Raw genomic sequence first — 23530 nt, forward strand, 5'->3', positions numbered from 1 at the left:
TCTAAAAATGATGACAAAATGGTTACACGGGATGTCTGACAGTTGCGAGACTCCGTGACAGAGCGCTCACAAGGCGCTCCGATTCCTGATTGCAATAGAGGTATTTTATGGACAATCGACCACTGTTAAAAGCAACGTGGTCCTGGGGCCCCTTGGCAGCCTGCACGTTGCTGCCCATGGCTCTACTGTGTTTCTGGTTATGGCCCTTTGGCCAGATCCTGTGCCTGACTTTCGACGAATGGCTGTTCCACAGCCTCAATGCACCGTTGGCCGACAACACCGCCTGGCGCTATGTCTGGACCATCGGCAGCCTGCGGCCCTTCGACATCGTCGTTGGCCTGGTCCTTCTGGCCGTGCTGATCCGCGGCGACTGGGTGTTCAAAGCCAGCCAGGTGCGTGAAGCCTTCTTCGGCTTTCTGGTTACGCTAATCCTCTTAGTGGTGATTCGCGCGCTGTTTTCCAAGTGGGTGGATGCAATGGGCTGGCAGCATGACAGCCCATCGATGGTATTCACCAACGCTGTGCACCTGAGCGACTACTACCCGAACCTTGAGAAGGCATGGGAGCTGAAGGACCGTTCCAGCAACAGCTTCCCGGGCGACCACGCCTCGGTGTTGCTGATCTGGGCCTTGTTCATGAGCCTGTTCAGCCGGCGCCTGGTCCAGCATCTGGTGATCTGGGGCCTGGCGTTGCTGTTCATGCTGCCACGGCTGGTCGCAGGCGCGCACTGGGGGCAGGATGACTACATCGGTGGCGTGCTGATGGCAGTGCTGGCCTTGGGCTGGAGCTGCCATACGCCGCTAGCGGCAAAGGGTAGCGCATTGCTGGTGCGGTGGACGGCGCCATTGTTTGCCATCGGGGCCAGGCTACCGTTGGTCGGGCGCCTGGCGGTGTTCCGCTAGAGGCCAGGGGCTGCTGCTCAGCCCCTTTCAGTCAAAATGGCCGTGCAGTTGGTGAATCTGCCGCCGCTGCTTCTTGTTCGGCCGGCCGTCGGTGGTCACGCCCATCGCCCCGGCCTTGCGCAGCTCGGCTGCCTGCTCACGGCGGCGCACACTCTCCTCGGTTTCTGCGTACAGGGCCTGCGCTTCAGGCGCGCCCCTGCGTACCGCCGACAGCGCCTTGACCACCACGGTACGCTCGTCGAAACCGGTACGCAGCACGAACTCGTCACCCACCCTCGGCTCTTTGCCGGGTTTGCAGCGATCGCCACGGCAATGCACCTTGCCACTTTCGATGGCGGCCTTGGCCAGCGCCCGGGTCTTGTAGAACCGCGCCGCCCATAACCATTTATCCAGGCGTACCTTGTCGTCCTCTTCCGCTTTGTGTGCCATCCCGTTACCTCGAATTCTGTCTTTAACCGAACTGTACTACCGTAACTGACGGATGCAAAAAGTCCCCGCCGTGCTTACAGTTCACCACCTCATTCGCAGGGTGTGCTTCGTGAAGACATTTGACCATCTGACTGTAATCGGCCTGCGTGAGTGGGTCGCTTTGCCCGACCTCGGTGTGGCGGGCCTGCGCGCCAAGATCGATACCGGTGCCAGCACCTCCAGCCTGCACGCTACCGAGGTGGAGCCTTTCGAACGCGACGGCCAGCCGTGGGTGCGCTTTACGGCTCACCTGGGTTCGGTCGTGCAATTGCGCCACCGCCGCTGCGAAGCCCCACTGGTGACGATGAAGACCATCAAGAGCTCCAACGGCCACGCCCAGACCCGTTACGTGATCCGCACATCGTTGGCGTTGGGCGATGGCGTCTGGGAGGTAGAGTTCACCCTCGCCTGCCGCAAGAACATGCGCTATCGCCTGCTGCTTGGCTCCAAGGCGCTCATTCACGGCCAGCTGGTGGTCAACCCCGGGCTCAAGTACGTGCAAGACAAACCGGCCTACCCGGCCACCCTATCTCCTGTCACAGGTGCTGCATGAAGATCGCTGTGCTGTCGCGCAATCCGCGTCTGTATTCCACCCGCCGGCTGGTCGAAGCCGGCACTCAGCGTGGCCATGAAATGGTGGTGATCGATACCTTGCGCGCCTACATGAACATCGCCAGCCACAAGCCGCAGATCCATTACCGCGGCAAGCCGCTGGAGGGTTTCGATGCAGTGATCCCGCGCATCGGCGCCTCAGTGACGTTCTACGGCTGCGCGGTGCTGCGCCAGTTCGAGATGATGGGCGTTTACCCGCTCAACGAGTCGGTGGCCATCGCCCGCTCGCGTGACAAGCTGCGTTCGTTGCAGTTGTTGTCCCGGCGCGGCATCGGCCTGCCCATTACCGGGTTCGCCCACTCGCCGGATGACATCCCCGACCTGATCCAGATGGTCAATGGCGCCCCACTGGTCATCAAGGTGCTGGAAGGCACGCAAGGCATCGGCGTGGTGTTGTGCGAGACCACCCAAGCAGCCGAGTCAGTGATCGAGGCGTTCATGGGCCTGAAACAGAACATCATGGTTCAGGAATACATCAAGGAGGCCGGCGGTGCCGATATCCGCTGCTTCGTGGTAGGCGACAAGGTGATTGCTTCGATGAAGCGCCAGGCCAAACCAGGCGAGTTCCGCTCCAACCTGCATCGGGGCGGGGTGGCCAGCCTGATCAAAATCACCCCCGAAGAACGTATAACCGCCATTCGTGCGGCCAAGGTGATGGGACTGAGTGTGGCGGGGGTGGATATTCTGCGCTCCAACCACGGCCCGCTGGTGATGGAGGTGAATTCCTCACCGGGGCTGGAAGGTATCGAGGTGACAACCGGCAAGAACGTGGCCGGTATGATCATCGAGCATCTGGAGAAAAATGGCGGGCCGAATCAGACCCGGACCAAGGGCAAGGGCTGAGGTTTCGGGGCTGCCGTGCAGCCCCATCGTCGGCAGCGAAAGGTCACACCGCGTTACGCGGTAGCAACAGCCCCAACGGTAACCTCACCCGCGCCTCGATCCCGCCCCCGGAGCGGTTGCGCAACTCGACATTACCGCCATGCTGGGCGGCGATCCGCTTGACGATCGCCAGCCCCAGCCCGGTGCCCTTGCCACCCCGCGCCCGGTCCCCACGAATGAACGGGTTGAAGATGGTCTCCAGCTCAGACTCATCGATCCCCGCGCCCCGGTCCAGCACGCTCAGCACCACATAAGGCGCGCTCTCATCGCCCGACACATAGGCGGCCACCTCGACCCCCTTGCCCGCATGATGCAGCGCATTACCGATCAGGTTGCCCAGCATGCGCTTGAGCGAAACCCGTCGCAGCGGGAATGGCGGAATAGGCTCAAGGCACAAGCGCACACGCTCTTGCGGCTGGTTGTAGGGCGCCACCACTTCGCGCACCAGGTCGGCCAGGTCGACCTCCTCCAGCGGCTCGTCGCGGCCATCGCGAATGAAAGCCAGGAACTGGTCAAGAATCGCATCCATGTCCTCGATGTCGCGGACCATGTCGTCGCTCAGGTCGTTGTCACTGTTGAGCAAGGACAGCGACAGACGCAGACGCGTCAGTGGCGTGCGCAAATCGTGGGACACCCCCGCCAGCATCAACTCGCGCTCACGCCCGGCCTGCTCGACATCCTCGGCCATCTGGTTGAACGCGCGATACACCTCGGTCATTTCGCTCGGCGTATCGCTGATCGGCAGACGCACACTGCGGCCCTGGCCCAACTGGCGGGCAGCGAACACCAGGCGTTTGAGCGGCTGGTTGAGCTGGCGCACGAAGATCCATGCCGAGGCGGTGGACAACAGGCCGATGGCCAGGAACCAGCCAAGCACGTTCCAGATCTTCTGGCCCCGCAACGGGTGCGGATAAAGCGGCACTTTCAGCCAGCCTGGGCCGAGGCTTGGCGCGTTGACCCACAACGCCGGCGGTGCGTGGATGCGCAAGCGCACTTCGGTGTCCTCGCCCAGCTCGGCCTGCATCTGGCGTTGATAGATTTCGCTGTAGGGCCAGTGCTGCTCGCCCTCTGGCACGCCAGAGCCGGTCACCCGGATCAGGCCTGCGGCTTCGGCAATCTTGTCGCGGTTTTCTTCATCGGCCGCCCAATAGGCGCGCAGCGTCAGCGCCACACCATGGCTGTATTGCCGATCGACCAGCACGTCCTCGTTCATCAGCAGGTAGACCAGGGTCAACGCCTTGGAGAACAGGACGACGATCAGCACCAGCCACAGGGTACGGGCGAAGAAGCTCTGCGGGAACCAGACCGGAGTTTTCATCGAAGGCCAGCGTTCATTTGCTGGCGTTTCCGTCCGGTACGAAGACGTAACCTACGCCCCACACAGTCTGGATATACCGCGGTTTGGACGGGTCCGGTTCGATCATGCGGCGCAGGCGCGAGATCTGTACGTCGATCGAGCGCTCCAGGGCATCCCACTCTCGGCCACGGGCCAGGTTCATCAGCTTGTCGCGGGTCAACGGCTCGCGGGCGTGCATGACCAGCGCCTTGAGCACGGCGAACTCACCGGTGGTGAGCATGTGCACTTCTTCACCACGCTTGAGTTCACGGGTGGCCAGCGACAGCTCGTAATCGCCGAAGGTGACCAACTCGTCCTCGCTGCCCGGGGCGCCCGGCACCGTCGGTGCCTGACGGCGCAACACGGCCTTGACCCGCGCCATCAGCTCGTCCGGGTTGAACGGCTTGCCCAGGTAATCGTCAGCGCCCAGCTCAAGCCCCTTGATGCGGCTGAGCTCGTCACCCTTGGCGGTGAGCATGATGATCGGGATCTGGTTGTTCGACTGGCGCAGGCGCTTGCACGCTGACAGGCCATCCTCGCCGGGCAGCATCAGGTCGAGCACCACCAGGTTGAACACCTCGCGCTGCAGCAGGCGGTCCATCTGTTCGGTGTTGGGCACCGCACGGGCACGGTAGCCCTTGCTGGTGAAGAAACGTTCCAGCAGGCTGCTGAGCCCCGGATCGTCGTCGACGATGAGAATCTTGTCACCTTCAGCGGTATTTGCGGTGCCGGTCATGAATAACTCCTCTGAGATCGCCGCGCATTATGGCGTAGCCATTGCCACGCGTGCCGTGAGCATTGTTAGCAGATTTTTCCCCCGGCGCCAGTTCCCGGCCTCGGCGACTGGCCTGGCGCCATCACCGCAAGCCTTCTCCGATGGGTATAATGCGCGGCTTTCATCCAGCGCCGCCGGGCGGAACAAGCGCCTCGCAGCCCCCGTATTCACAATTGTCAGGTGGTTTACATGGACAGCATCAACAGCCGTATCGCCGAGGAACTGGGCGTACGCCCTCAGCAGGTCGAGGCGGCCGTGGGCCTGTTGGACGAAGGCTCGACCGTGCCCTTCATCGCCCGTTACCGCAAGGAAGTGACCGGTAGCCTGGACGACACCCAGTTGCGGCACCTGGAAGAGCGCCTGCGCTACCTGCGCGAGCTGGACGAGCGACGTGCGAGCATCCTGTCCAGCATCGAGGAACAGGGCAAGCTGACCCCTGAACTGGCCCGCGAGATCAAGCTGGCCGACACCAAGACCCGCCTCGAAGACCTTTACCTGCCCTACAAGCAAAAGCGCCGCACCAAGGGCCAGATCGCCCTGGAAGCGGGCCTGGGCGAGTTGGCCGACGGCCTGTTCAACGACCCGCAACTGGCGCCGGAAAGCGAAGCGGCGCGCTTCGTCGATGCCGAAAAGGGTGTCGCCGACGTCAAGGCCGCCCTCGAGGGCGCCAAGTACATCCTCATGGAGCGCTTCGCCGAGGACGCTGCCCTGCTCGACAAGCTGCGCAACTTCCTCAAGCAGGAAGCGGTGCTCAGTGCCCGCGTGGTGGCTGGCAAGGAAGAGGAAGGCGCCAAGTTCCGCGACTATTTCGCCCATGACGAACTGCTGCGCAATTGCCCGTCGCACCGCGCACTGGCGATTTTCCGCGGCCGTAACGAAGGCGTGCTGAGCGCATCGCTGAAAGTCGGCGAAGAGCTGCCGGGCACCCTGCACCCCTGCGAAATGATGATTGGCGGGCACTTCGGCGTGGAAAACCGCAACCGCCCGGCTGACAAGTGGCTGGGCGAGGTGGTGCGCTGGACCTGGAAGGTCAAGCTGTACACCCACCTGGAAACCGACCTGTTCGGTGAGTTGCGCGACAACGCCGAAAGCGAGGCGATCAATGTCTTCGCCCACAACCTGCATGACTTGCTGCTGGCCGCCCCGGCCGGCCCGCGTGCCACCCTGGGCTTCGACCCGGGCCTGCGTACCGGCTGCAAGGTCGCAGTGGTCGATGCCACCGGCAAGCTGCTGGACACCGCGACGGTCTATCCGCACGCGCCACGCAACGACTGGGACCGCACGATTTCGGTACTGGCCGCGCTGTGCGCCAAGCACTCGGTGGAGCTGATCGCCATTGGCAACGGCACCGCCAGCCGCGAAAGCGACAAGCTGATCGCTGAGCTGGTTAAAAAATACCCGGCGCTGAAGATCACCAAGATCATGGTGTCCGAAGCCGGAGCGTCGGTGTACTCGGCATCGGAGCTGGCTGCCCGTGAATTCCCTGACCTGGACGTCTCGATCCGTGGCGCCGTGTCGATTGCCCGCCGCCTGCAGGACCCGCTGGCCGAACTGGTGAAGATCGACCCCAAATCCATCGGTGTCGGCCAGTATCAGCACGATGTATCCCAGGTGAAGCTGGCGCGCGGGCTGGACGCAGTGGTCGAAGACTGTGTGAACGCCGTGGGTGTGGACGTCAACACCGCTTCGGTCGCGCTGCTGACCCGTATCTCTGGCCTCAACGCCACCCTGGCGCAGAACATCGTCGCGCACCGCGATGCCAATGGCCCGTTCGCCACCCGTGCCGCACTCAAGAAGGTCAGCCGGCTGGGCGAGAAAACCTTCGAGCAGGCCGCCGGCTTCCTGCGCGTCATGAACGGCGACAACCCGCTGGATGCCTCCGCCGTGCACCCGGAGGCCTACCCGCTGGTGAAACGCATCGCCGCCGACACCGGCCGTGACATCCGCTCGCTCATCGGCGACAGCGGCTTCCTCAAGCGCCTGGACCCCAAGCAGTTCACCGACGAAACCTTCGGCCTGCCCACCGTCACCGACATCCTCCAGGAACTGGACAAGCCCGGGCGTGACCCGCGCCCCGAGTTCAAGACCGCCACCTTCCAGGACGGCGTCGAAGACCTCAAGGACCTGGAGCCTGGCATGATTCTCGAAGGCGTGGTCACCAACGTCACCAACTTCGGTGCGTTCGTCGACATCGGCGTGCACCAGGACGGCCTGGTGCACATCTCGGCGCTGTCCGAGAAATTCGTCAAGGACCCGCGCGAGGCGGTCAAGGCCGGCGACGTGGTCAAGGTCAAGGTCATGGAAGTGGACATCCCGCGCAAGCGTGTCGGCCTGTCCATGCGCATGAGCGATACCCCGGGCGAAAAAGTCGAAGGCAACCGCGGTGGCAACCGTGGCAATGGCGGCAACCGCCAGCAGCAGGCACCGCGCCAGCGCGAAACCGCTAGCGCCGCACCGGCGAACAACGCCATGGCTGCGCTCTTTGCCAACGCCAAGCAGTTGAAGAAGAAGTGATGGAGATCCCCAAGGCGCTGGTTGAAAGTGCCTACAGCCAGCTGCTGGGCTGCCGCCTGCAACGCCTGGACACCGGCGTGGCAGAGGTGGCTCTGGCGCTTGAGCCGCACCTGCGCAACCGCGGCCAGAAGCTGCACGGCGGGGCGATATTCAGCCTGGTGGACATCGCCATGGGCCTGGCCTGCTCGGCCAGCCATGGTTTTGACCAGCAGAGCGTGACCATCGAATGCAAGATCAACTACATGCGCGCGGTCGGTGACGGCGAGGTACTGTGCACGGCGCGGGTGCTGCACGCCGGGCGGCGTACCTTGGTGGTCGACGCCGACGTAGTCCAAGGCGACAAACTGGTCGCCAAAGCGCAGGGAACCTTCGCAGTTCTCTAGCTCACCAAATGGTATCTGCGGTATTTTGCGGCAGTGCGCTGGCACTGCCGTAACCGCGTAAACCAGGCGACAACGCCAGTTCCTTTCCTCCTACCCTTGTAGACCGTCAACTCTACCCCCATATTGGGGCGACTGATGCGTGAAGGAAACCATCTTGAGCGACCTCCTCAACCGCCGCCTGAGCCTGCTCGGCGCCAATCTTCCCCTGCTCAAGCAGTGCCTGCACGGTATTGAGCGCGAATGCCTGCGCGTCACCGACGAAGGTCGCCTGGCTCAGACCCCACACCCGGAAAGCCTGGGTTCGGCGCTGACCAACGAGCAGATAACCACCGATTATTCCGAGTCGCTGCTGGAGTTCATCACCCCGGCCCTGGCTGACCCGGCCCAGGTGCTGGAAAGCCTCGAGCAAACCCACCGTTTCGTCTACAGCAAGCTTGGCGACGAACTGCTGTGGAGCCCGTCGATGCCGTGCACGCTGCCGGCCGAGGAGGACATCCCGATCGCCGAGTACGGGACCTCGAACATCGGCAAGCTGAAGCACGTCTACCGCAAGGGCCTGGCCCTGCGCTACGGCCGCACCATGCAGTGCATCGCCGGCATCCACTACAACTTCTCGTTGCCTGAAGCGCTGTGGCCCCTGCTGCGCGCCGCCGAAGGCAACGATCAGAGCGACCGCGACTATCAATCGGCGGCTTACATTGCGCTGATCCGCAACTTCCGCCGTTACAGCTGGCTGCTGATGTACCTGTTCGGTGCCTCGCCAGTCCTGGACAAAGGCTTCCTGCGCGGTCGCCCGCACCAGCTCGAAGAGCTGGACGCCGAAACCCTGTACCTGCCCTACGCCACCAGCCTGCGCATGAGCGACCTGGGTTACCAGAGCAATGCTCAGGCGGGCCTGACGCCCTGCTACAACAACCTGGCCAGTTATACCGACAGCCTGCGCAAGGCAGTGGGCACGCCCTACCCGCCCTACGTCGAGATCGGCACGCATGTCGACGGCGAATGGGTGCAGTTGAACACCAACATCCTGCAGATCGAGAACGAGTACTACTCGAACATTCGTCCCAAACGTGTCACCTACACCGGCGAACGGCCGATCCAGGCCCTGACCTCCCGCGGCGTGCAGTATGTCGAGGTGCGTTGCCTGGACATCAACCCGTTCCTGCCGGTAGGCATCGACCTCACCGAGGCGCGCTTCATCGATGCGTTCCTGCTGTTCTGTGCGCTGGAAGACAGCCCGCAGCTGGACAACGGCGAATGCGGCCAGTGCACCGACAACTTCCTGACCGTGGTCAAGGAAGGCCGTCGCCCAGGCCTTGAGCTGCACCGCAATGGCCTGCCGATCGGCCTGAAAGACTGGGCCAGTGAACTGATCGAGCGTATCCGGCTATTGGCCAACCTGCTCGACCAGGCGCAAGGCTCTGATGAGCACGCCAAGGCCCTGGATGCCCAGCAGGCCAAGGTCGACGACGCGTCGCTGACCCCCTCTGCCCAGGTCTTGGCACGCATGGCCGAGCATGACGAAAGCTTCGTCCAGTTCTCGCTTCGCCAAAGCCGGCTCCACGCCGAGGCTTTCCGCGAGCAGCCACTGAGCAACGACAAGCAGCAGGCATTCGAAACGCTGGCACGCGAATCGCTCGCCAAGCAGTCCGAGCTGGAGCAAGACGAAGTCGGTGACTTCGACCTGTTCGTCGGCGCCTACCAGGCCAGTATCCTGGCAATCAGCAACTGATGAACCGCTCGACCACCCCGCGCAAGCCGCGCGCCAGCAGCCAGGCCAGGATCGAAGCCATCCTGGCGGCGGCGCGCGAACTGCTGGCTGAACAAGGGGTGGCGGCACTTTCCATCTACAGCGTGGCCGAGCGGGCGCAGATTCCACCCTCGTCGGTGTATCACTTCTTCGCCAGCGTGCCGGCCTTGCTGGAAGCCCTGACAGCCGATGTGCACCGGGCGTTTCGCGAAGCCCTGAGCGCACCGATCGACAGCAGCGCATTGAGCACCTGGCAGCAACTGTCACGGCTGATCGAAGAGCGCATGCTTGCCATCTACAACGAGGATGCGGCGGCGCGGCAGCTGATTCTGGCGCAGCATGGCCTGAGCGAGGTGGTGCAGGCCGACCGGCAGCACGACATGGAACTGGGCGACCTGATGCACAAGCTGTTCGACCAGCATTTCCATCTGCCGGCGATGCCGCTGGATGTGGATGTGTTTGCCTTGGCCATGGAGCTCAGTGACCGGGTCTATGCCCGCTCGATGCAGCTGCATGACCAGATCACGCCGCGCATGGCAGAGGAAGGTATGCGGGTATGCGAGGCGTATCTGGGGCTCTACCTGCCACCGTTTCTGGGTAAACGCCACACAGCGCCCTGAGCCAGGCCCTCAGCTGTAGCTGCAAGAGCGAGGCGCGGTGCGGAGCGATTGGTCACGCGGGCTGGGACTCGCCTGACGCCTTATGGCGGCCCATTCGCGGGCCAAGCCGCGACTGGGTCGCACAGCGCCGCCACGGCCATTACAGCTTGGCGATGGACACCTCGGTGGACTTCACGAACGCAATCACTTCACTGCCCACCTGCAGCTCCAGCTCTTTTACCGAGCGGGTGGTGATCACGGATGTGACGATACCTGAGGCCGTCTGCACGTCGATTTCCGACAGTACCGGGCCTTCGAGGATTTCTTTGACGGTGCCTTTGAACTGGTTACGGACGTTGATAGCTTTGATGGTCATGATGGTCTTCCTTCACTATGGCTTCAGTCTGGTGAGTGAGTCGTTCAATGCGCCCAACGCAATTGCGTGGGCAGAGGGGCTACAGGATCCGGCTCGGGCGCAGTGCCCGGTGCCGACAGAACACGGTTGAGCACTTCGCTTTCCAGCGCGGCCAGGCGGTGTGTACCGCGCGCGCGGGGCCGTGCCAGGTCGACGGTGAGGTCGAGCCCGACTTCGCCGTCCTCGATCAGGATCACCCGATCAGCCACGGCAACCGCCTCGCTGACATCGTGAGTGACCAGCAGCACGGTGAAGCCGTGCTCACGCCACAGGCGTTCTATCAGTTGCTGCATCTCGATGCGGGTCAATGCATCCAGCGCACCCAGCGGCTCGTCCAGCAGCAGCAGGCGTGGCTGGTGGATCAGCGCACGCGCCAAGGCCACGCGCTGTTTCTGGCCACCCGACAGGGCTGCCGGCCATTCATTGGCGCGGTCAGCCAGGCCAACCGCCTCCAGCGCTTGCAGCGCACGGGGGCGCCAGTCACCCGACAGGCCCAGGCCCACGTTGTCGATCACCTTCTTCCACGGCAGCAAGCGAGCGTCCTGGAACATCAGGCGGGTTTCTTCACGGGCCTCTTCCAGCGGCGCAGCGCCGGCCAGCAACTGCCCGCCCGTAGGCTGGTCGAGCCCGGCCAGCAGCCGCAACAGGGTGCTTTTGCCGCAGCCGCTGCGGCCAACGATGGCCACGAACTGCCCCGCCGGAATGTGCAGGTCGATGCCCTTCAAGACTTCGCGCTGGCCAAAGGTCTTGCGCAGGCCGTCGCAGGCCAGCGGGATGCCACGCAACAGGCGTGGCGGCTGTTCCTTGAGCACGGTCATGCGCCCTCCTTCTTGGCCACTTGATAGGCCGGGTGCCAGCGCAGCCACACACGCTCCAGGCCACGGGCGGCGAGGTCGGCAAGTTTGCCGAGCACGGCATACAGAACGATGGCCAGTACCACCACGTCGGTCTGCAGGAACTCACGGGCGTTCATCGCCAGGTAACCGATGCCGGCGTTCGCTGAAATGGTCTCGGCCACGATCAGGGTCAGCCACATGAAACCCAGTGCGAAGCGCACGCCCACCAGGATTGATGGCAGTGCACCCGGCAGGATCACCTGACGGAACAGGCTGAAGCCGGACAAGCCGTAGCTGCGCGCCATTTCCACCAGCGCCGGGTCGACATTGCGGATGCCGTGGTAGGTGTTCAGGTAGATCGGGAACAGCGTGCCCAGCGCGACCAGGAAGATCTTTGCCGACTCGTCGATACCGAACCACAGGATCACCAGCGGGATCAGTGCCAGGTGCGGCACGTTGCGGATCATCTGCACCGAGCTGTCGAGCAGGCGCTCGCCCCAGTTCGACAGGCCGGTGATGAAGCCCAGCACCAGCCCAATGCTGCCGCCGATCAGAAAGCCCAGGCCGGCACGCCAGCCGCTGATGGCCAGGTGGGTCCAGATATCGCCGCTACGCACCAGCTCGACACCTGCGCTGACCACTGCGCTAGGTGCTGGCAAGATGCGCGTCGACAGCCAGCCAGCGCTGACCGCCAGTTGCCAGACTGCCAACAGCAGCACCGGCAGTGCCCACGGCGCCAGGCGCTGGGTCAGGGTGGAGGATGTTGCACGACTCATGGCCCGGCCCTCAGCTCTGCGACACGGACTTGGGCAGGATGTCGTTGGCCACCATCTCGCCGAACGGGCTTACGTAGCCTCCGGTTTTCGGTTGCTCCGGGCGCTGTACATCGAGGTGCGGGAACAGCAGTTCGGCAACCCGATACGATTCTTCCAGGTGTGGATAACCCGAGAAGATGAAGGTATCGATCCCCAGGTCGGCATATTCCTTCACCCGCGCCGCGACAGTCGGGCCATCGCCCACCAGGGCGGTGCCGGCACCGCCACGCACCAGGCCAACGCCTGCCCACAAGTTGGGGCTGACTTCCAGGTTGTCGCGGTTGCCGCCGTGCAGCGCAGCCATGCGCTGCTGGCCCACCGAGTCGAAGCGCGCCAGCGAGGCCTGGGCACGGGCGATGGTGTCATCGTCCAGGTGCGAGATCAGGCGGTCAGCCGCAGCCCATGCTTGTTCGTTGGTTTCGCGCACGATCACGTGCAGGCGAATGCCGAAGCGTACTTCGCGGCCTTGAGCAGCGGCTTTTTCGCGCACCTGGGCGATCTTCTCGGCCACGGCTGCTGGCGGCTCGCCCCAGGTCAGGTACAACTCGACCTGTTCGGCGGCCAGGTCCTGAGCGGCCTGCGACGAACCGCCGAAATACAGCGGCGGGCGTGGTTGCTGGATCGGCGGGTAGAGCAGCTTGGCGCCCTTCACCTGGATGTGCTTGCCGTCGTAATCGACGTTTTCGCCTTCCAGCACCTTGCGCCAGATACGGGTGAACTCGACCGAGGCTTCGTAGCGCTCCTGGTGGTTCAGGTGCAGCCCATCACCCGCCAGTTCATCGGGGTCGCCACCGGTCACCAGGTTGAACAGCGCACGGCCATTGGACAGGCGGTCCAACGTTGCAGCCTGACGTGCTGCCACGGTCGGCGAAATGATGCCTGGGCGCAGGGCAACCAGGAATTTCAGATGCTGGGTCACGGGAATCAGCGACGCTGCCACCAGCCACGAGTCCTCGCAGGAACGCCCGGTAGGGATCAGCACCCCACCAAAACCAAGGCGGTCGGCGGCCTGCGCGATCTGCTGCAGGTAACCGTGGTCGACCGCGCGGGCGCCCTCGGATGTGCCCAGGTACTTGCCGTCACCATGGGTCGGGAGGAACCAGAAAATGTTAAGGCTCATTGGAGTTGTCTCCTCAAAGGTGGCGAGGGCCACAGCGGCGCCCCGGCACAGGCGAATCGATCAAGGCGCGCTGGCGACCTTGGCCGGGGGTGTCCAGATCACGTCCTTGATGCTCAGCGGCTTGGGAATCAGCTTCAGCGCGTGGAAGGTGTCGGCGATTTTCTGTTGTGCGGCCACCACCTCGGGTGTCAGCGGCGCGGCACCGTAGCCTTGGCGTTTGACTGAGGTCAGGGTGATATCGGCGGGCAGCCCGAGCAGCGGAGCGACCTGGTCGGTCACTTCCTGAGGGTTGGCCTGCGACCATCTGCCCACGGCGCGTACTTCTTCGATGAGGGCGTTGATCACAGCCGGATGCTGGGTCGCGTAGTTGCGGGTGGCCAGGTAGAACTGGTGGTTGTCGACCAGCGCTTTGCCGTCACGCAGGGTGCGTGCCTGCAACTGCTGTTCGGCGGCAGCCTGGTACGGGTCCCAGATCACCCAGGCATCGACGCTGCCACGCTCGAACGCGGCGCGGGCATCGGCCGGCGGCAGGTAGACGGGCTGTATGTCGCTGTACTTGAGGCCCGCTTCTTCCAGGGCGCGGACCAGCAGGTAATGAACGTTCGAGCCTTTGTTGAGGGCAACCTTCTTGCCCTTGAGCTCCTTCACTGACTGGATCGGCGAACCCTTTGGCACAAGGATCGCTTCACTGTGCGGCGCAGGCGGTTCGTAGGCCACATAGAGCAGATCGGCCCCAGCAGCCTGAGCGAATACCGGGGGCGTTTCACCGGTTACGCCAAAGTCGATGGAGCCGACATTCAAGCCTTCGAGCAGCTGCGGGCCACCGGGGAATTCGGTCCATTGCACCTGGACGCCCTGATCGGCCAGGCGCTTTTCCAGCGTGCCCTTGGCTTTGAGCAGCACCAGGGTGCCGTATTTCTGATAGCCGATGCGCAGGCTTTCAGCCTGGGCTTGAGTGATGGCGCCGAAGGACACAGCCGCCGCAAACAGGGCGACCAGACCACGACGCAAGAAGACTGTGCGCATGGCGCTCTCCTGTGCGAGTAGGTTCGGGTTGCACCTGCTTGCCTCGTTGACGGGCGAGTAAGGTGGGTGACGCGATAAAGCCGTTGTGGCGGGTCAGATGCTCCAGCGGGCACTGATCAAGCGTTCGTTGAGTACGCCGGGGGCCACGGGCCGCGGCCGACGGGCCAGGGCCAGGTGGAAGGTCTCCAGCGCGTCCTGCAGCCGCTCTTGCAGAGCGGGTGACAACTGTGCCGGCTGGGCGCCTTCTGCGTAGGCGACCTGGCTGTCGTCGGCGAAGATCCCTTGCAGGGTCTCTTGCGCCTTGAGTGCCGACAGCACCGGCTTTAACGCGTAATCGACCGCGAGCATGTGGGCGATGCTGCCGCCGGTGGCGATTGGCAGTACGATCTTGTGGGCCAGGGCGCGTTCGGGTAGCAGGTCGAGCAATGTTTTCAGTGCCCCGGCAAACGATGCCTTGTATACCGGGGTGGCGACGATCAGGCCGTCGGCCTGAGCCACCAGTTGCTGGAAGTGCTGCACGTGTGGGCTGTCGAAGCGGGCGTGGAGCAGGTCTTCAGCGGGGAAGTCTCGTACCTGGAAGGTCACCACCTCGGCACCACGCTCCTGCAGCCACTGGCGCGAGCGCTGGAGCAGCACGCCGGAGCGTGAACGGAGACTTGGGCTACCACCGATTGAGACGACCAGCATTGAAGTGCTTCCTCGTGTTCTGTTGAGCTGACATTACCAGCCCTCACATATTCCTAGAAATCATATTTATTCATTTGCTTATGCTTTTTAGCTTCAAGTTTTAAGCTGCAAGCTGCAAGCTGTAAGCCGCAAACTTCAAGAAAAACTGGCCCAGCTTGTAGCTTGTAGCTTGTAGCTTGCAGCTTGCAGCTCGCCTCAGCGATTAGGTTGCGGGGTGAGTCGCAGGTAGGGTTTTACGGCGCGGTAGCCTTTTGGGAAGCGTTGCTTGATCTCTTCCTCATCCTTCAGCGAAGGCACGATCACTACTTCGTCGCCGTCCTGCCAGTTACCTGGCGTGGCGACCTTGTGGTTGTCGGTGAGCTGCAGCGAGTCGATTACCCGCAGTATTTCGTTGAAGTTGCGCCCGGTACTGGCCGGATAGGTGATGGTCAGGCGCACCTTCTTGTTCGGGTCGATGACGAACAGCGAGCGCACGGTCAGGGTGTCGCTGGCGTTCGGGTGTATCAGGTCGTACAGGTCTGAAACCTTACGGTCGGCGTCGGCGATGATCGGGAAGTTGACCACGGTGTTCTGGGTCTCGTTGATGTCCTCGATCCATTTGTGGTGCGAGTCGACCGGGTCCACGGACAGGGCGATGGCCTTGACCCCACGTTTGGCGAAGTCGTCCTTGAGCTTGGCGGTCAGGCCCAGCTCGGTGGTGCACACCGGGGTGAAGTCGGCCGGGTGAGAGAACAGCACGCCCCAGCTGCTACCGAGCCACTCGTGGAAGCGGATCTTGCCTTCGCTGGAATCCTGTTCGAAATCGGGGGCGATGTCGCCGAGTTTGAGGCTCATAGGGTGCGGCTCCTGTGCTGTGGACTGGCCTAGTGGGGTTCAATGTGCCTTCATTCAGATAAAAACAAAAAGAATAAATAACGCTTTATTTATAACCAAAAAATAAAGAAATCGATGGGCAAAAAAAAGCCTCGCACTAGGCGAGGCTCTTTTGCGCAACTACGTCTTACATGAAGTTGTAAGTGTAGTTCACGATGAAGCGGGTCTGGTCTTGATCGTTAGAAGAGCCAGAACCGGTGCCGCGATAGACGCCTTGACGCAGGCTGAAGCCCAGACCTTTAAGGGTGCCTTCCTGCAGGACGTAATCAACGCGAGCATCACGCTCCCACTCGCTGAAGGTCCCGTTACCATTGGTGCTGCGACCGTCTTCACCACGCAGGTAGGAAACGGACGCTTTCAGGCCAGGCACGCCCAGGCGAGCAAAGTCATACGAGTACTGACCGAAGGTGGTGTTCTCACCGGCCTTGGCGAACTGGTTGATCATGCTGTCGGTGAACAGGTAGAAGCTGGAACCGCCAGCGCCTTCATCGACCAGGCTGCCTTGGTTCAGCCAGACGAAGCCACCGTCATCGCTGACCTGCTGGTGACCCAACATCAGAGCGTGGCCGCCCAGCGTGTAGGTGAACATGGCGGACCAAGTCTTGTTGTCCACTTCACCTGGGTTCTTGGCATAGCCGTTGTTGTTTTTGAACTCGTAGCCAGCCTCACCATTGCGACCGTCCTTGCTGCTATCGAAGTAGCGCAGGTCGGTTTTGAACGACTGATCGTCAGCAATCTTGAAGACGTGAGTGGCACCCAGGAAGTGCTGCTTGTAGAAGTCTTCCAGATTCGAGTAGTAGTACTGCAAGGTCAGGTCGGGAGTGAGCTTGTAATCCAGACCGGCGTAGCGGAACTTGTTGCTCTCCTCAGTAGCACCCTGTACCGAAAGACCGGTACGGTTGCTCGATGCACGACCCATGGCGTGGGTCAACTGACCGGCGTTGATGGTCAGGTTGTCGATTTCCTTCGACTGGATGGTGCCACCCTCGAAGGTCTGGGGCAGCAGACGGCCATCGTTGGAAACGAGGATTGGCAGGTTTGGCGCCAGAGCGCTGCCGTAGTGGACTTCAGTCTTGGAGAAGCGAGCTTTGGCGTTAGCACCGAGACGTGCCCACTGGCTCTCAGCGGACCCGTCGGAGTCGCTTGGGAAGAAACTGCTGGTGTCTGGATGCTTGCCACGGCCGCCGTCCAGATGAATGCCCCACAGAGCTTGGACATCAACACCAAACCCAACGGTACCTTCAGTGAAACCGGACAGATAGTCGAGCTTGAAGCCCTGACCCGATTCACGGTTGTCAGCACCACCGTCACGGTTGTCGCCATTGAAATACATGGTGCGCGAGCTAAGCGACAGTTTGCTGTCTTCAACGAAACCGGCAGCGCCTGCTTGCTGGGCGAGAACCCCCAGTGCCACGGCCAGAGCCAGGCTGGACTTGTACATGTTTTGCTCCTCTACGTTCTAATTTTTGTGTATCTCTGGCGGCAGGATCTGATGCCCCGCTCACCGTGGATTGGCGATTTAGTCACAAAGAATGACCAACAAGTCAATCGTTACTGAACATTTCACGACTTTGGTCTAAGACGCCACCTGCGCTACAGGATAATGACAATCCTATAAATCCAAAATGACCGTTTTATGAATTTCTAAGATTTTTAAGGCATATGGTTGAAACCTTTACTGCCAAAAACTGTATCGGCACAAGCCTGTAATAGCTTTAGGTTATTTGCAAACGTTTGCTCATATCCTTATTCCTAACTGATCTGTGCAGCCGATAAAAACCTAGCGCTGCACTCGGTTTTGCTCCTGAAGCCTCGCCGAACTCCTGGGCTTAAAGCGAATGGCTCCTATGCTAATTCCAAAAAGTTATTTATTTTATATTTCTTAGATCATCTAGCCTTCTTGCCATTCATCACTTCGATTGTCTGACAAGAGGTCCGACCATGATCCCGCACGCTCCACTGCGCCTGTTCGCTCCCCTGGCCCTCGCCGGCACCAGCTGGTTCGCCCAAGCCGCCGACCTCACCGTCGCCTACCAGACCACCGTCGACCCGGCCAAGGTGGCCCAGGTCGATGGCGACTACGAAAAAGCCAGCAAGGCCAGCATCGACTGGCGCAAGTTCGATAACGGCGCCGATGTGATCACTGCGGTGGCCAGCGGCGACGTGCAGATCGGCTACCTGGGCTCCAGCCCGCTGGCCGCTGCTGCCAGCCGCAAGCTGCCGGTGGAAACCTTCCTGATCGCCACTCAGATCGGCGCCGGCGAGGCGCTGGTGGCCCGCGACAGCATCAAGACCCCACAAGACCTGATCGGCAAGAAGGTCGCAGTGCCTTTCGTTTCGACCGGCCACTACAGCCTCTTGGCCGCGCTCAAAAGCTGGAACATCGACCCGTCCAAGGCCGAAGGTGCAGATCCTCAACCTCGCCCCACCGGCGATCATCGCGGCCTGGAAGCGCGGCGACATCGATGCCACGTACGTTTGGGACCCGGCACTGGGCGTGGCCAAGGAAAACGGCAAGGTACTGATCACCTCCGGGGAACTGGCAGAAAAAGGCGCACCCACCTTCGATGCCTGGATCGTGCGCAAGGACTTCGCCGACAAGCACCCCGAGGTGGTCAAAGCCTTTGCCAAGGTCACCCTCGACGCCTACGCCGACTACCGCAAAGACCCGGCGGCCTGGCTGGCCAACAAAGACAACGTGGCCAAGCTGGTGAAGCTGTCCGGCGCCAAGGCCAGCGATATCCCGGTGCTGTTGGAGGGTAACGTCTACCCGCTGGCCGCCGACCAGGCCAACGCCCTGGGCGCACCGACCACTCAAGCACTGACCGACACCGCCACCTTCCTCAAGCAGCAAGGCAAGGTCGACGCCGTGTTGCCGGACTACTCGGCCTACGTCAGCGCCAAGTTCCTGCCCAATTGATCCGGAGCTCGTCATGGCCTTGCTAGAACTGGAGCGCATCAGCGCACAGTACCCCGGCGCCAGCACCCCTGTGCTGGCGGACATCAACCTCAGCCTGGGCCCAGGCCAGTTGCTGGTCGCGCTGGGGCCCTCCGGCAGTGGCAAGACGTCGCTGCTCAACCTTATCGCGGGCTTCGTCACCCCCAGCGGCGGGCGTATCACCCTTGACGGCGTTGCGGTGCAAGGCCCCGGCGCCGAACGCGGCGTGGTGTTTCAGGACGATGCCCTGCTGCCGTGGCAGAACGTGCTGGGCAATGTCGCTTTCGGTTTGGAGCTGGCCGGTGTGGCCCGCGCAGAGCGGGAGGCCAAGGCACGGCAACTGCTGGCCCTGGTCGATCTGGATGGCTTTGGCGAGCGGCGCATCTGGCAACTGTCCGGCGGCCAGAAGCAGCGTGTGGGCCTTGCCCGCGCGCTGGCGGCCGACCCAAGGGTACTGCTGATGGACGAGCCGTTCGGCGCCCTTGACGCATTCACCCGCGAGCAGATGCAGGAACTGCTGCTGCAAGTCTGGCAGCGCACTGCCAAACCGGTTTTCCTTATTACTCACGACATTGAGGAAGCGGTATTCCTTGCAACCGAACTGGTGCTGCTGGCCCCAGCCCCGGGCCGTGTGGTCGAGCGCCTGCAGCTGGACTTCGGCCAACGTTATGCCGCTGGCGAGTCGGCTCGGGCGATCAAGTCTGACCCCCGCTTCATTGAAACCCGCGAGCATGTGCTGGCGCGGGTTTTCTCCCAACGCCAAAGCCTGCAGGAGCACGCATGAGCAGCCTCGATCTGCCGGTCGCCAGCAAGCGCGACAGCCACGCGCGGCCCGTCGAAAAAGCGCGCCGCCAGCTTTCCACCCGCTGGATCAGCACGTTAACCCTGGCCAGCCTGCTGCTGGTCTGGTGGCTGGTGACCGCCGCCGGCTGGATAGAGCCCCTGTTCCTGCCTGCGCCCGGCGACATCCTGGCCAAAGCCTGGAGCTTGCTCACCCAAGGCTACATGGACGCCAGCCTGTGGCAACACCTGGGCGCGAGCCTGGGGCGCATCGGCCTGGCGCTGGTTGCTGCGACCCTGACCGCCATCCCGGTTGGTATCGCCATCGGCTACAACCGTGTAGCCCGCGGCATTCTCGACCCACTGATCGAGTTCTACCGCCCCATACCGCCCCTGGCCTACCTGCCGCTGATCGTCATCTGGTGCGGTATCGGCGAGCTGTCCAAAGTGCTGCTCATCTACCTGGCAATCTTCGCCCCGATCGCGATCGCCACGGCTACCGGCGTGCGCACCGTCGACCCGGCCAGGTTGCGCGCTGCGCAATCGCTGGGGGCGACCAAGGTGCAACTGATCCGCCACGTGATCCTGCCTAGTGCCCTGCCCGATATCCTCACCGGCATCCGTATCGGCCTGGGTGTGGGCTGGTCGACCCTGGTAGCCGCCGAACTGATCGCTGCCACCAGCGGCCTGGGCTTCATGGTGCAGTCGGCGGCGCAGTTCCTGGTGACTGACGTGGTAGTGCTGGGCATCCTGCTGATCGCCCTCATCGCCTTCGCCCTGGAGATGGGCCTGCGCGCCTTGCAGCGCAAGCTGGTGCCCTGGCATGGGCAAAGCCACTGACGGATTGCTGACCGACCACGCCGACTACCCGGCGCCTGGAGTGAAAAAGACATGACGCTTACCGTTACCCCCCTCAGCCCGGCCCTTGGTGCCCAGATCAGCGGTGTGGACATCAGCCGCGAGGTTACTGCCGAGCAGCGCGATGCCATCGAGCAGGCACTGCTGCAACACCAGGTGCTGTTCTTCCGGGACCAGCCGATCACGCCTGAGCAGCAAGCGCGCTTCGCCGCGCGCTTCGGCGACCTGCACATCCACCCGATATATCCCAACGTCCCGCAAACCCCGCAGGTGCTGATCCTCGACACTGCGGTCACCGACGTACGCGATAATGCCGTGTGGCACACCGACGTGACCTTCCTGCCGACCCCGGCGCTGGGTGCGGTGCTCAGTGCCAAGCAGTTGCCGGCCTATGGCGGCGATACCCTGTGGGCCAGCGGCATTGCCGCGTACCAAGCCCTGTCGGCGCCGCTGCGCGAGATGCTCGATGGCCTGACTGCAACGCACGATTTCACCAAGTCGTTTCCGCTCGAGCGCTTCGGCACTACGCCTGAAGACCTGGCACGCTGGGAAGCCACCCGGCGTAACAACCCGCCGCTGTCGCACCCGGTAGTGCGTACCCACCCAGTGAGCGGGCGCAAGGCGTTGTTCGTCAATGAAGGGTTCACCACACGCATCAATGAGCTCAGCGAACTGGAGAGTGAAGCATTGCTCAAGCTGCTGTTCACCCATGCGACGCGGCCGGAGTTCAGCATCCGCTGGCGTTGGCAGGAAAACGACGTGGCGTTCTGGGACAACCGCGTCACCCAGCATTTTGCGGTGGATGATTACCGACCCAACCGGCGGGTGATGCATCGGGCGACCATCTTGGGGGATGCGCCGTTCTGAGGGTGGCGGGCAAGCCGGCTCCTACAGGATCCTTGTGGAGCCGGCTTGCCGGCGAAAGGGCCGCGCAGCGGCCCCGGCGCTCTAGCGGACCAGGTGCAAGAACTGCATGTGCCGTTCGTACTGGTCGAGGATGTCGTTGATGATCTGCTCCTTGCTGTAGCCCACTAGGTCGTAGTTCTGGCTGCCCTCGCTAAGATGCACCTCCGCGCGGTAATAACGGCGGTTCTTCAAGTCCTGCGAGCCCAACCCACCCAGCGCGAACGACGGTGTGAAATACCCACGCATTTGCACCTGATAGATGAACGGCTGCTCCTCACCGTGGCCGACTTTCAGGCTGACGTTGTCGTGGCTGGGATCATCCTGGGTCACCAGCACCAGACCTTTCTGCTCGAACACCTCGCGCACATCGGCAATCGCTGGGCGCACCACATCGTCCATGAAGCGGTACACCTCATCGCGTGACGGGAAATGCACCGCCTGGCTCAGGCGCTGGCGCCAGCCACCACGGCCACGGCGGGACTGGGCGAACGGGGCCAGCGAATGCAGCTGGGCGATCTGGCGCTGCGACTCCAGGTAGAACGCCTTATGCAGCCCCCACATCATGCATAGCAGGATCAACGAGAACGGCAACGAGGTCAGCACCACCGCCGATTTGAGCGAATCGATGCTGCCGGCGAACAGCAGGCTGCTGGTGATCAGCGCAGTCATCGCGCCCCAGAAGATCCGCAACCAGTTCGGGCCGTCTTCATCAGCACCGCCGTCCTTGGCGGACAAGGTCGACAGCACCACCGTGCCCGAGTCTGCCGAGGTGACGAAGAACACGAAGCTGATGAACACCGTCACCGCGATGACGACCTTGCTCCACGGGTAGGTCTCCAGCAGCAGATACAGGCTCATCGACGGGTTATCGATGGCCGACTGCCCAAGCGCCGTCATGCCATGGTTCAGTACCTGGTCCAGCGCGCTGTTGCCGAAGATCGACATCCACGCCAGGGTGAAGCCCAGCGGGATCAGCAGCACACCGAAGACGAATTCGCGGATGGTGCGGCCACGCGAGATACGGGCGATGAACAGCCCTACGAACGGCGCCCAGGCAATCCACCAGGCCCAGTAGAACACCGTCCAGCCACCCAGCCAGTCACGGTTTTCGCCGTAGGCATACACGTCGAAGCTCTTGCGGGGTAACGCGCCGAGGTAATCACCCAGGTTCTGGATCAGGGTGTTGAACAGGTGCTGGGTTGGGCCGGCGAACAACACGAACAGCAACAGCGCGCAGGCCAGGAACAGGTTGATGTCGCTCATCACCCGCACGCCCTTCTCCACCCCAGCGACTGCCACCGCCACGGCCGCGCCCATCATCAGGGCGATGAGGATCACCTGCACCCACTGGCTATGGCTGATGCCGAACAAGTAGTCCAGGCCGGCATTCAGGTGCAACACGCCGAAGCCCATGTCGGCCCCCAGGCCGAACACCGTAGCGATAATGCCGAAGCCGTCCACCGCATAGCCGATCGGCCCGTTGATCCGTTTGCCAATCAACGGGTACAGCGCCGAACGCAACGCCAGCGGCAGGTTGTGGCGGTAGGCGAAATAGGCCAGCGCCATGCCGACGAAGGCGAACACGCCCCAGCCATGCAGGCCCCAGTGCAGGAACAGTATCTGCATCGCCTGGCGCCCTGCTTCCGCCGTGCCCGCCTCACCCTGGGGGGGCTGGAGCATGTGGGTCAGGGGTTCGGAAACGCAGAAGAAAAACAGGGTGATGCTGATACCGGCGGCGAACAACATGCCGGCCCACGACAGGTAGCTGAACTCGGGTTCGTCGTGGTCGGCACCGAGCTTGATCTTGCCGTAGCCGGACAAGGCGGTGACCACCACGAAGACCAGATACAGGGTCATGGCCAGCATGTAGTACCAGCCGACCGTATTGGCCGCCCAGTTCTGCGCCGCCAAGAGCCAGTCGCCCGCTGCTTGAGGTTGGGCGATGACCACCAGGCCGAAGATGAGGATGAAACTTGCCGCAAAATAGAACACCGGAGGGTTCATGCGGATCTGGCTGTTGGAAGGGGTCGGTGCACTCATGGGGCATGCACCTCG

22 protein-coding genes and 1 pseudogene are annotated in these 23530 nt (G+C 62.6%); 11 read left to right on the forward strand and 12 right to left on the reverse strand.

Translation table 11 applies throughout. From position 1 onward, the window contains the following. Positions 1-107: 107 nt before the first annotated feature. On the forward strand, positions 108-902 hold the full coding sequence (locus ABRP30_RS26630; RefSeq protein WP_349975986.1) for a phosphatase PAP2 family protein: 795 nt from the start codon (positions 108-110) through the stop codon (positions 900-902). Between the two features lie 27 nt (positions 903-929). On the opposite strand, the gene ABRP30_RS26635 is transcribed toward ABRP30_RS26630, so the two are convergent. Beyond that, the gene (locus ABRP30_RS26635; RefSeq protein WP_349975987.1) at positions 930-1331 is read right to left on the reverse strand and encodes a S4 domain-containing protein; all 402 of its coding nucleotides are present in this window, start codon (positions 1329-1331) and stop codon (positions 930-932) included. 175 nt (positions 1332-1506) lie between these two features. On the opposite strand from ABRP30_RS26635, the gene ABRP30_RS26640 reads away from it, so the two are divergent. Together ABRP30_RS26640 and rimK are read left to right on the forward strand one after the other, a co-directional pair. Next, on the forward strand, positions 1507-1923 hold the full coding sequence (locus ABRP30_RS26640; protein ID WP_372490515.1) for an ATP-dependent zinc protease: 417 nt from the start codon (positions 1507-1509) through the stop codon (positions 1921-1923). Then, positions 1920-2825: a 30S ribosomal protein S6--L-glutamate ligase gene (rimK, locus tag ABRP30_RS26645; RefSeq protein ID WP_012316721.1), complete on the forward strand. Its 906-nt coding sequence runs from the start codon at positions 1920-1922 to the stop codon at positions 2823-2825. The genes ABRP30_RS26640 and rimK overlap by 4 nt, the downstream gene beginning before the upstream one ends. A gap of 43 nt (positions 2826-2868) precedes the next feature. On the opposite strand, the gene ABRP30_RS26650 is transcribed toward rimK, so the two are convergent. Then, a complete protein-coding gene (locus ABRP30_RS26650; RefSeq protein WP_012316722.1) occupies positions 2869-4182 on the reverse strand; it encodes an ATP-binding protein in 1314 nt (437 codons plus the stop codon). A 13-nt stretch (positions 4183-4195) separates the two neighbouring features. After that, positions 4196-4936: a two-component system response regulator OmpR gene (gene ompR / locus ABRP30_RS26655; RefSeq protein ID WP_241805515.1), complete on the reverse strand. Its 741-nt coding sequence runs from the start codon at positions 4934-4936 to the stop codon at positions 4196-4198. 228 nt (positions 4937-5164) lie between these two features. Between ompR and ABRP30_RS26660 the strand changes: the two genes are divergently transcribed. From ABRP30_RS26660 to ABRP30_RS26675, 4 genes are all read left to right on the forward strand, one after another. Further along, positions 5165-7489, forward strand: coding sequence for a Tex family protein (locus ABRP30_RS26660; protein WP_349975988.1), 2325 nt, complete (start codon positions 5165-5167; stop codon positions 7487-7489). Further along, on the forward strand, positions 7489-7872 hold the full coding sequence (locus tag ABRP30_RS26665; protein ID WP_267819463.1) for a PaaI family thioesterase: 384 nt from the start codon (positions 7489-7491) through the stop codon (positions 7870-7872). The genes ABRP30_RS26660 and ABRP30_RS26665 overlap by 1 nt, the downstream gene beginning before the upstream one ends. A gap of 154 nt (positions 7873-8026) precedes the next feature. Beyond that, complete coding sequence (gene gshA, locus ABRP30_RS26670) at positions 8027-9604, forward strand: glutamate--cysteine ligase (RefSeq protein WP_372490371.1); 1578 nt, start codon at positions 8027-8029, stop codon at positions 9602-9604. Beyond that, positions 9604-10242, forward strand: coding sequence for a TetR/AcrR family transcriptional regulator (locus tag ABRP30_RS26675; RefSeq protein ID WP_349975991.1), 639 nt, complete (start codon positions 9604-9606; stop codon positions 10240-10242). Before gshA ends, ABRP30_RS26675 begins: the two co-directional genes overlap by 1 nt. 139 nt (positions 10243-10381) lie before the next feature. Here the strand turns inward: ABRP30_RS26675 and ABRP30_RS26680 are convergent, their stop codons facing one another. The 8 genes from ABRP30_RS26680 to ABRP30_RS26715 all read right to left on the reverse strand — a co-directional run bounded on the left by ABRP30_RS26680 (position 10382) and on the right by ABRP30_RS26715 (position 17434). After that, positions 10382-10597 (reverse strand): molybdopterin-binding protein, encoded by a 216-nt coding sequence (locus tag ABRP30_RS26680; protein ID WP_008095172.1) that lies wholly within the window; start codon positions 10595-10597, stop codon positions 10382-10384. A gap of 44 nt (positions 10598-10641) precedes the next feature. Then, a complete protein-coding gene (gene ssuB, locus ABRP30_RS26685; RefSeq protein WP_267819470.1) occupies positions 10642-11454 on the reverse strand; it encodes an aliphatic sulfonates ABC transporter ATP-binding protein in 813 nt (270 codons plus the stop codon). Beyond that, positions 11451-12248, reverse strand: coding sequence for an aliphatic sulfonate ABC transporter permease SsuC (ssuC, locus tag ABRP30_RS26690; RefSeq protein ID WP_267819472.1), 798 nt, complete (start codon positions 12246-12248; stop codon positions 11451-11453). Before ssuC ends, ssuB begins: the two co-directional genes overlap by 4 nt. 10 nt (positions 12249-12258) lie before the next feature. Further along, complete coding sequence (ssuD, locus tag ABRP30_RS26695) at positions 12259-13407, reverse strand: FMNH2-dependent alkanesulfonate monooxygenase (protein WP_267819474.1); 1149 nt, start codon at positions 13405-13407, stop codon at positions 12259-12261. Positions 13408-13467: 60 nt separating this feature from the next. Beyond that, positions 13468-14433, reverse strand: a complete 966-nt coding sequence (locus tag ABRP30_RS26700; protein ID WP_349975992.1) for a sulfonate ABC transporter substrate-binding protein — start codon at positions 14431-14433, stop codon at positions 13468-13470. A gap of 93 nt (positions 14434-14526) precedes the next feature. After that, positions 14527-15120 carry an NADPH-dependent FMN reductase gene (gene ssuE, locus ABRP30_RS26705; protein WP_349975993.1) on the reverse strand — a complete coding sequence of 198 codons (594 nt, stop codon included), beginning with the start codon at positions 15118-15120 and terminating at the stop codon, positions 14527-14529. A gap of 195 nt (positions 15121-15315) precedes the next feature. Next, complete coding sequence (locus ABRP30_RS26710) at positions 15316-15954, reverse strand: peroxiredoxin (protein WP_267819480.1); 639 nt, start codon at positions 15952-15954, stop codon at positions 15316-15318. A gap of 166 nt (positions 15955-16120) precedes the next feature. Continuing rightward, positions 16121-17434: an OprD family porin gene (locus ABRP30_RS26715; RefSeq protein WP_349975994.1), complete on the reverse strand. Its 1314-nt coding sequence runs from the start codon at positions 17432-17434 to the stop codon at positions 16121-16123. Positions 17435-17934: 500 nt separating this feature from the next. On the opposite strand from ABRP30_RS26715, the pseudogene tauA reads away from it, so the two are divergent. The 4 genes and pseudogenes from tauA to tauD all read left to right on the forward strand — a co-directional run bounded on the left by tauA (position 17935) and on the right by tauD (position 21436). After that, a pseudogene (gene tauA / locus ABRP30_RS26720) lies at positions 17935-18913 on the forward strand (taurine ABC transporter substrate-binding protein). A 13-nt stretch (positions 18914-18926) separates the two neighbouring features. Continuing rightward, a complete protein-coding gene (gene tauB, locus ABRP30_RS26725) occupies positions 18927-19715 on the forward strand; it encodes a taurine ABC transporter ATP-binding subunit (protein WP_349975995.1) in 789 nt (262 codons plus the stop codon). Next, a complete protein-coding gene (gene tauC, locus ABRP30_RS26730; protein ID WP_349975996.1) occupies positions 19712-20551 on the forward strand; it encodes a taurine ABC transporter permease TauC in 840 nt (279 codons plus the stop codon). The genes tauB and tauC overlap by 4 nt, the downstream gene beginning before the upstream one ends. Before the next feature lie 51 nt (positions 20552-20602). Continuing rightward, positions 20603-21436, forward strand: coding sequence for a taurine dioxygenase (gene tauD, locus ABRP30_RS26735; protein WP_349975997.1), 834 nt, complete (start codon positions 20603-20605; stop codon positions 21434-21436). An 81-nt stretch (positions 21437-21517) separates the two neighbouring features. On the opposite strand, the gene betT is transcribed toward tauD, so the two are convergent. Further along, complete coding sequence (gene betT, locus ABRP30_RS26740; protein ID WP_267824128.1) at positions 21518-23479, reverse strand: choline transporter BetT; 1962 nt, start codon at positions 23477-23479, stop codon at positions 21518-21520. Between the last annotated feature and the right edge of the window lie 51 nt (positions 23480-23530).

This window comes from Pseudomonas sp. WHRI 8519, assembly GCF_040224055.2.
GTDB lineage: Bacteria > Pseudomonadota > Gammaproteobacteria > Pseudomonadales > Pseudomonadaceae > Aquipseudomonas > Aquipseudomonas putida_X.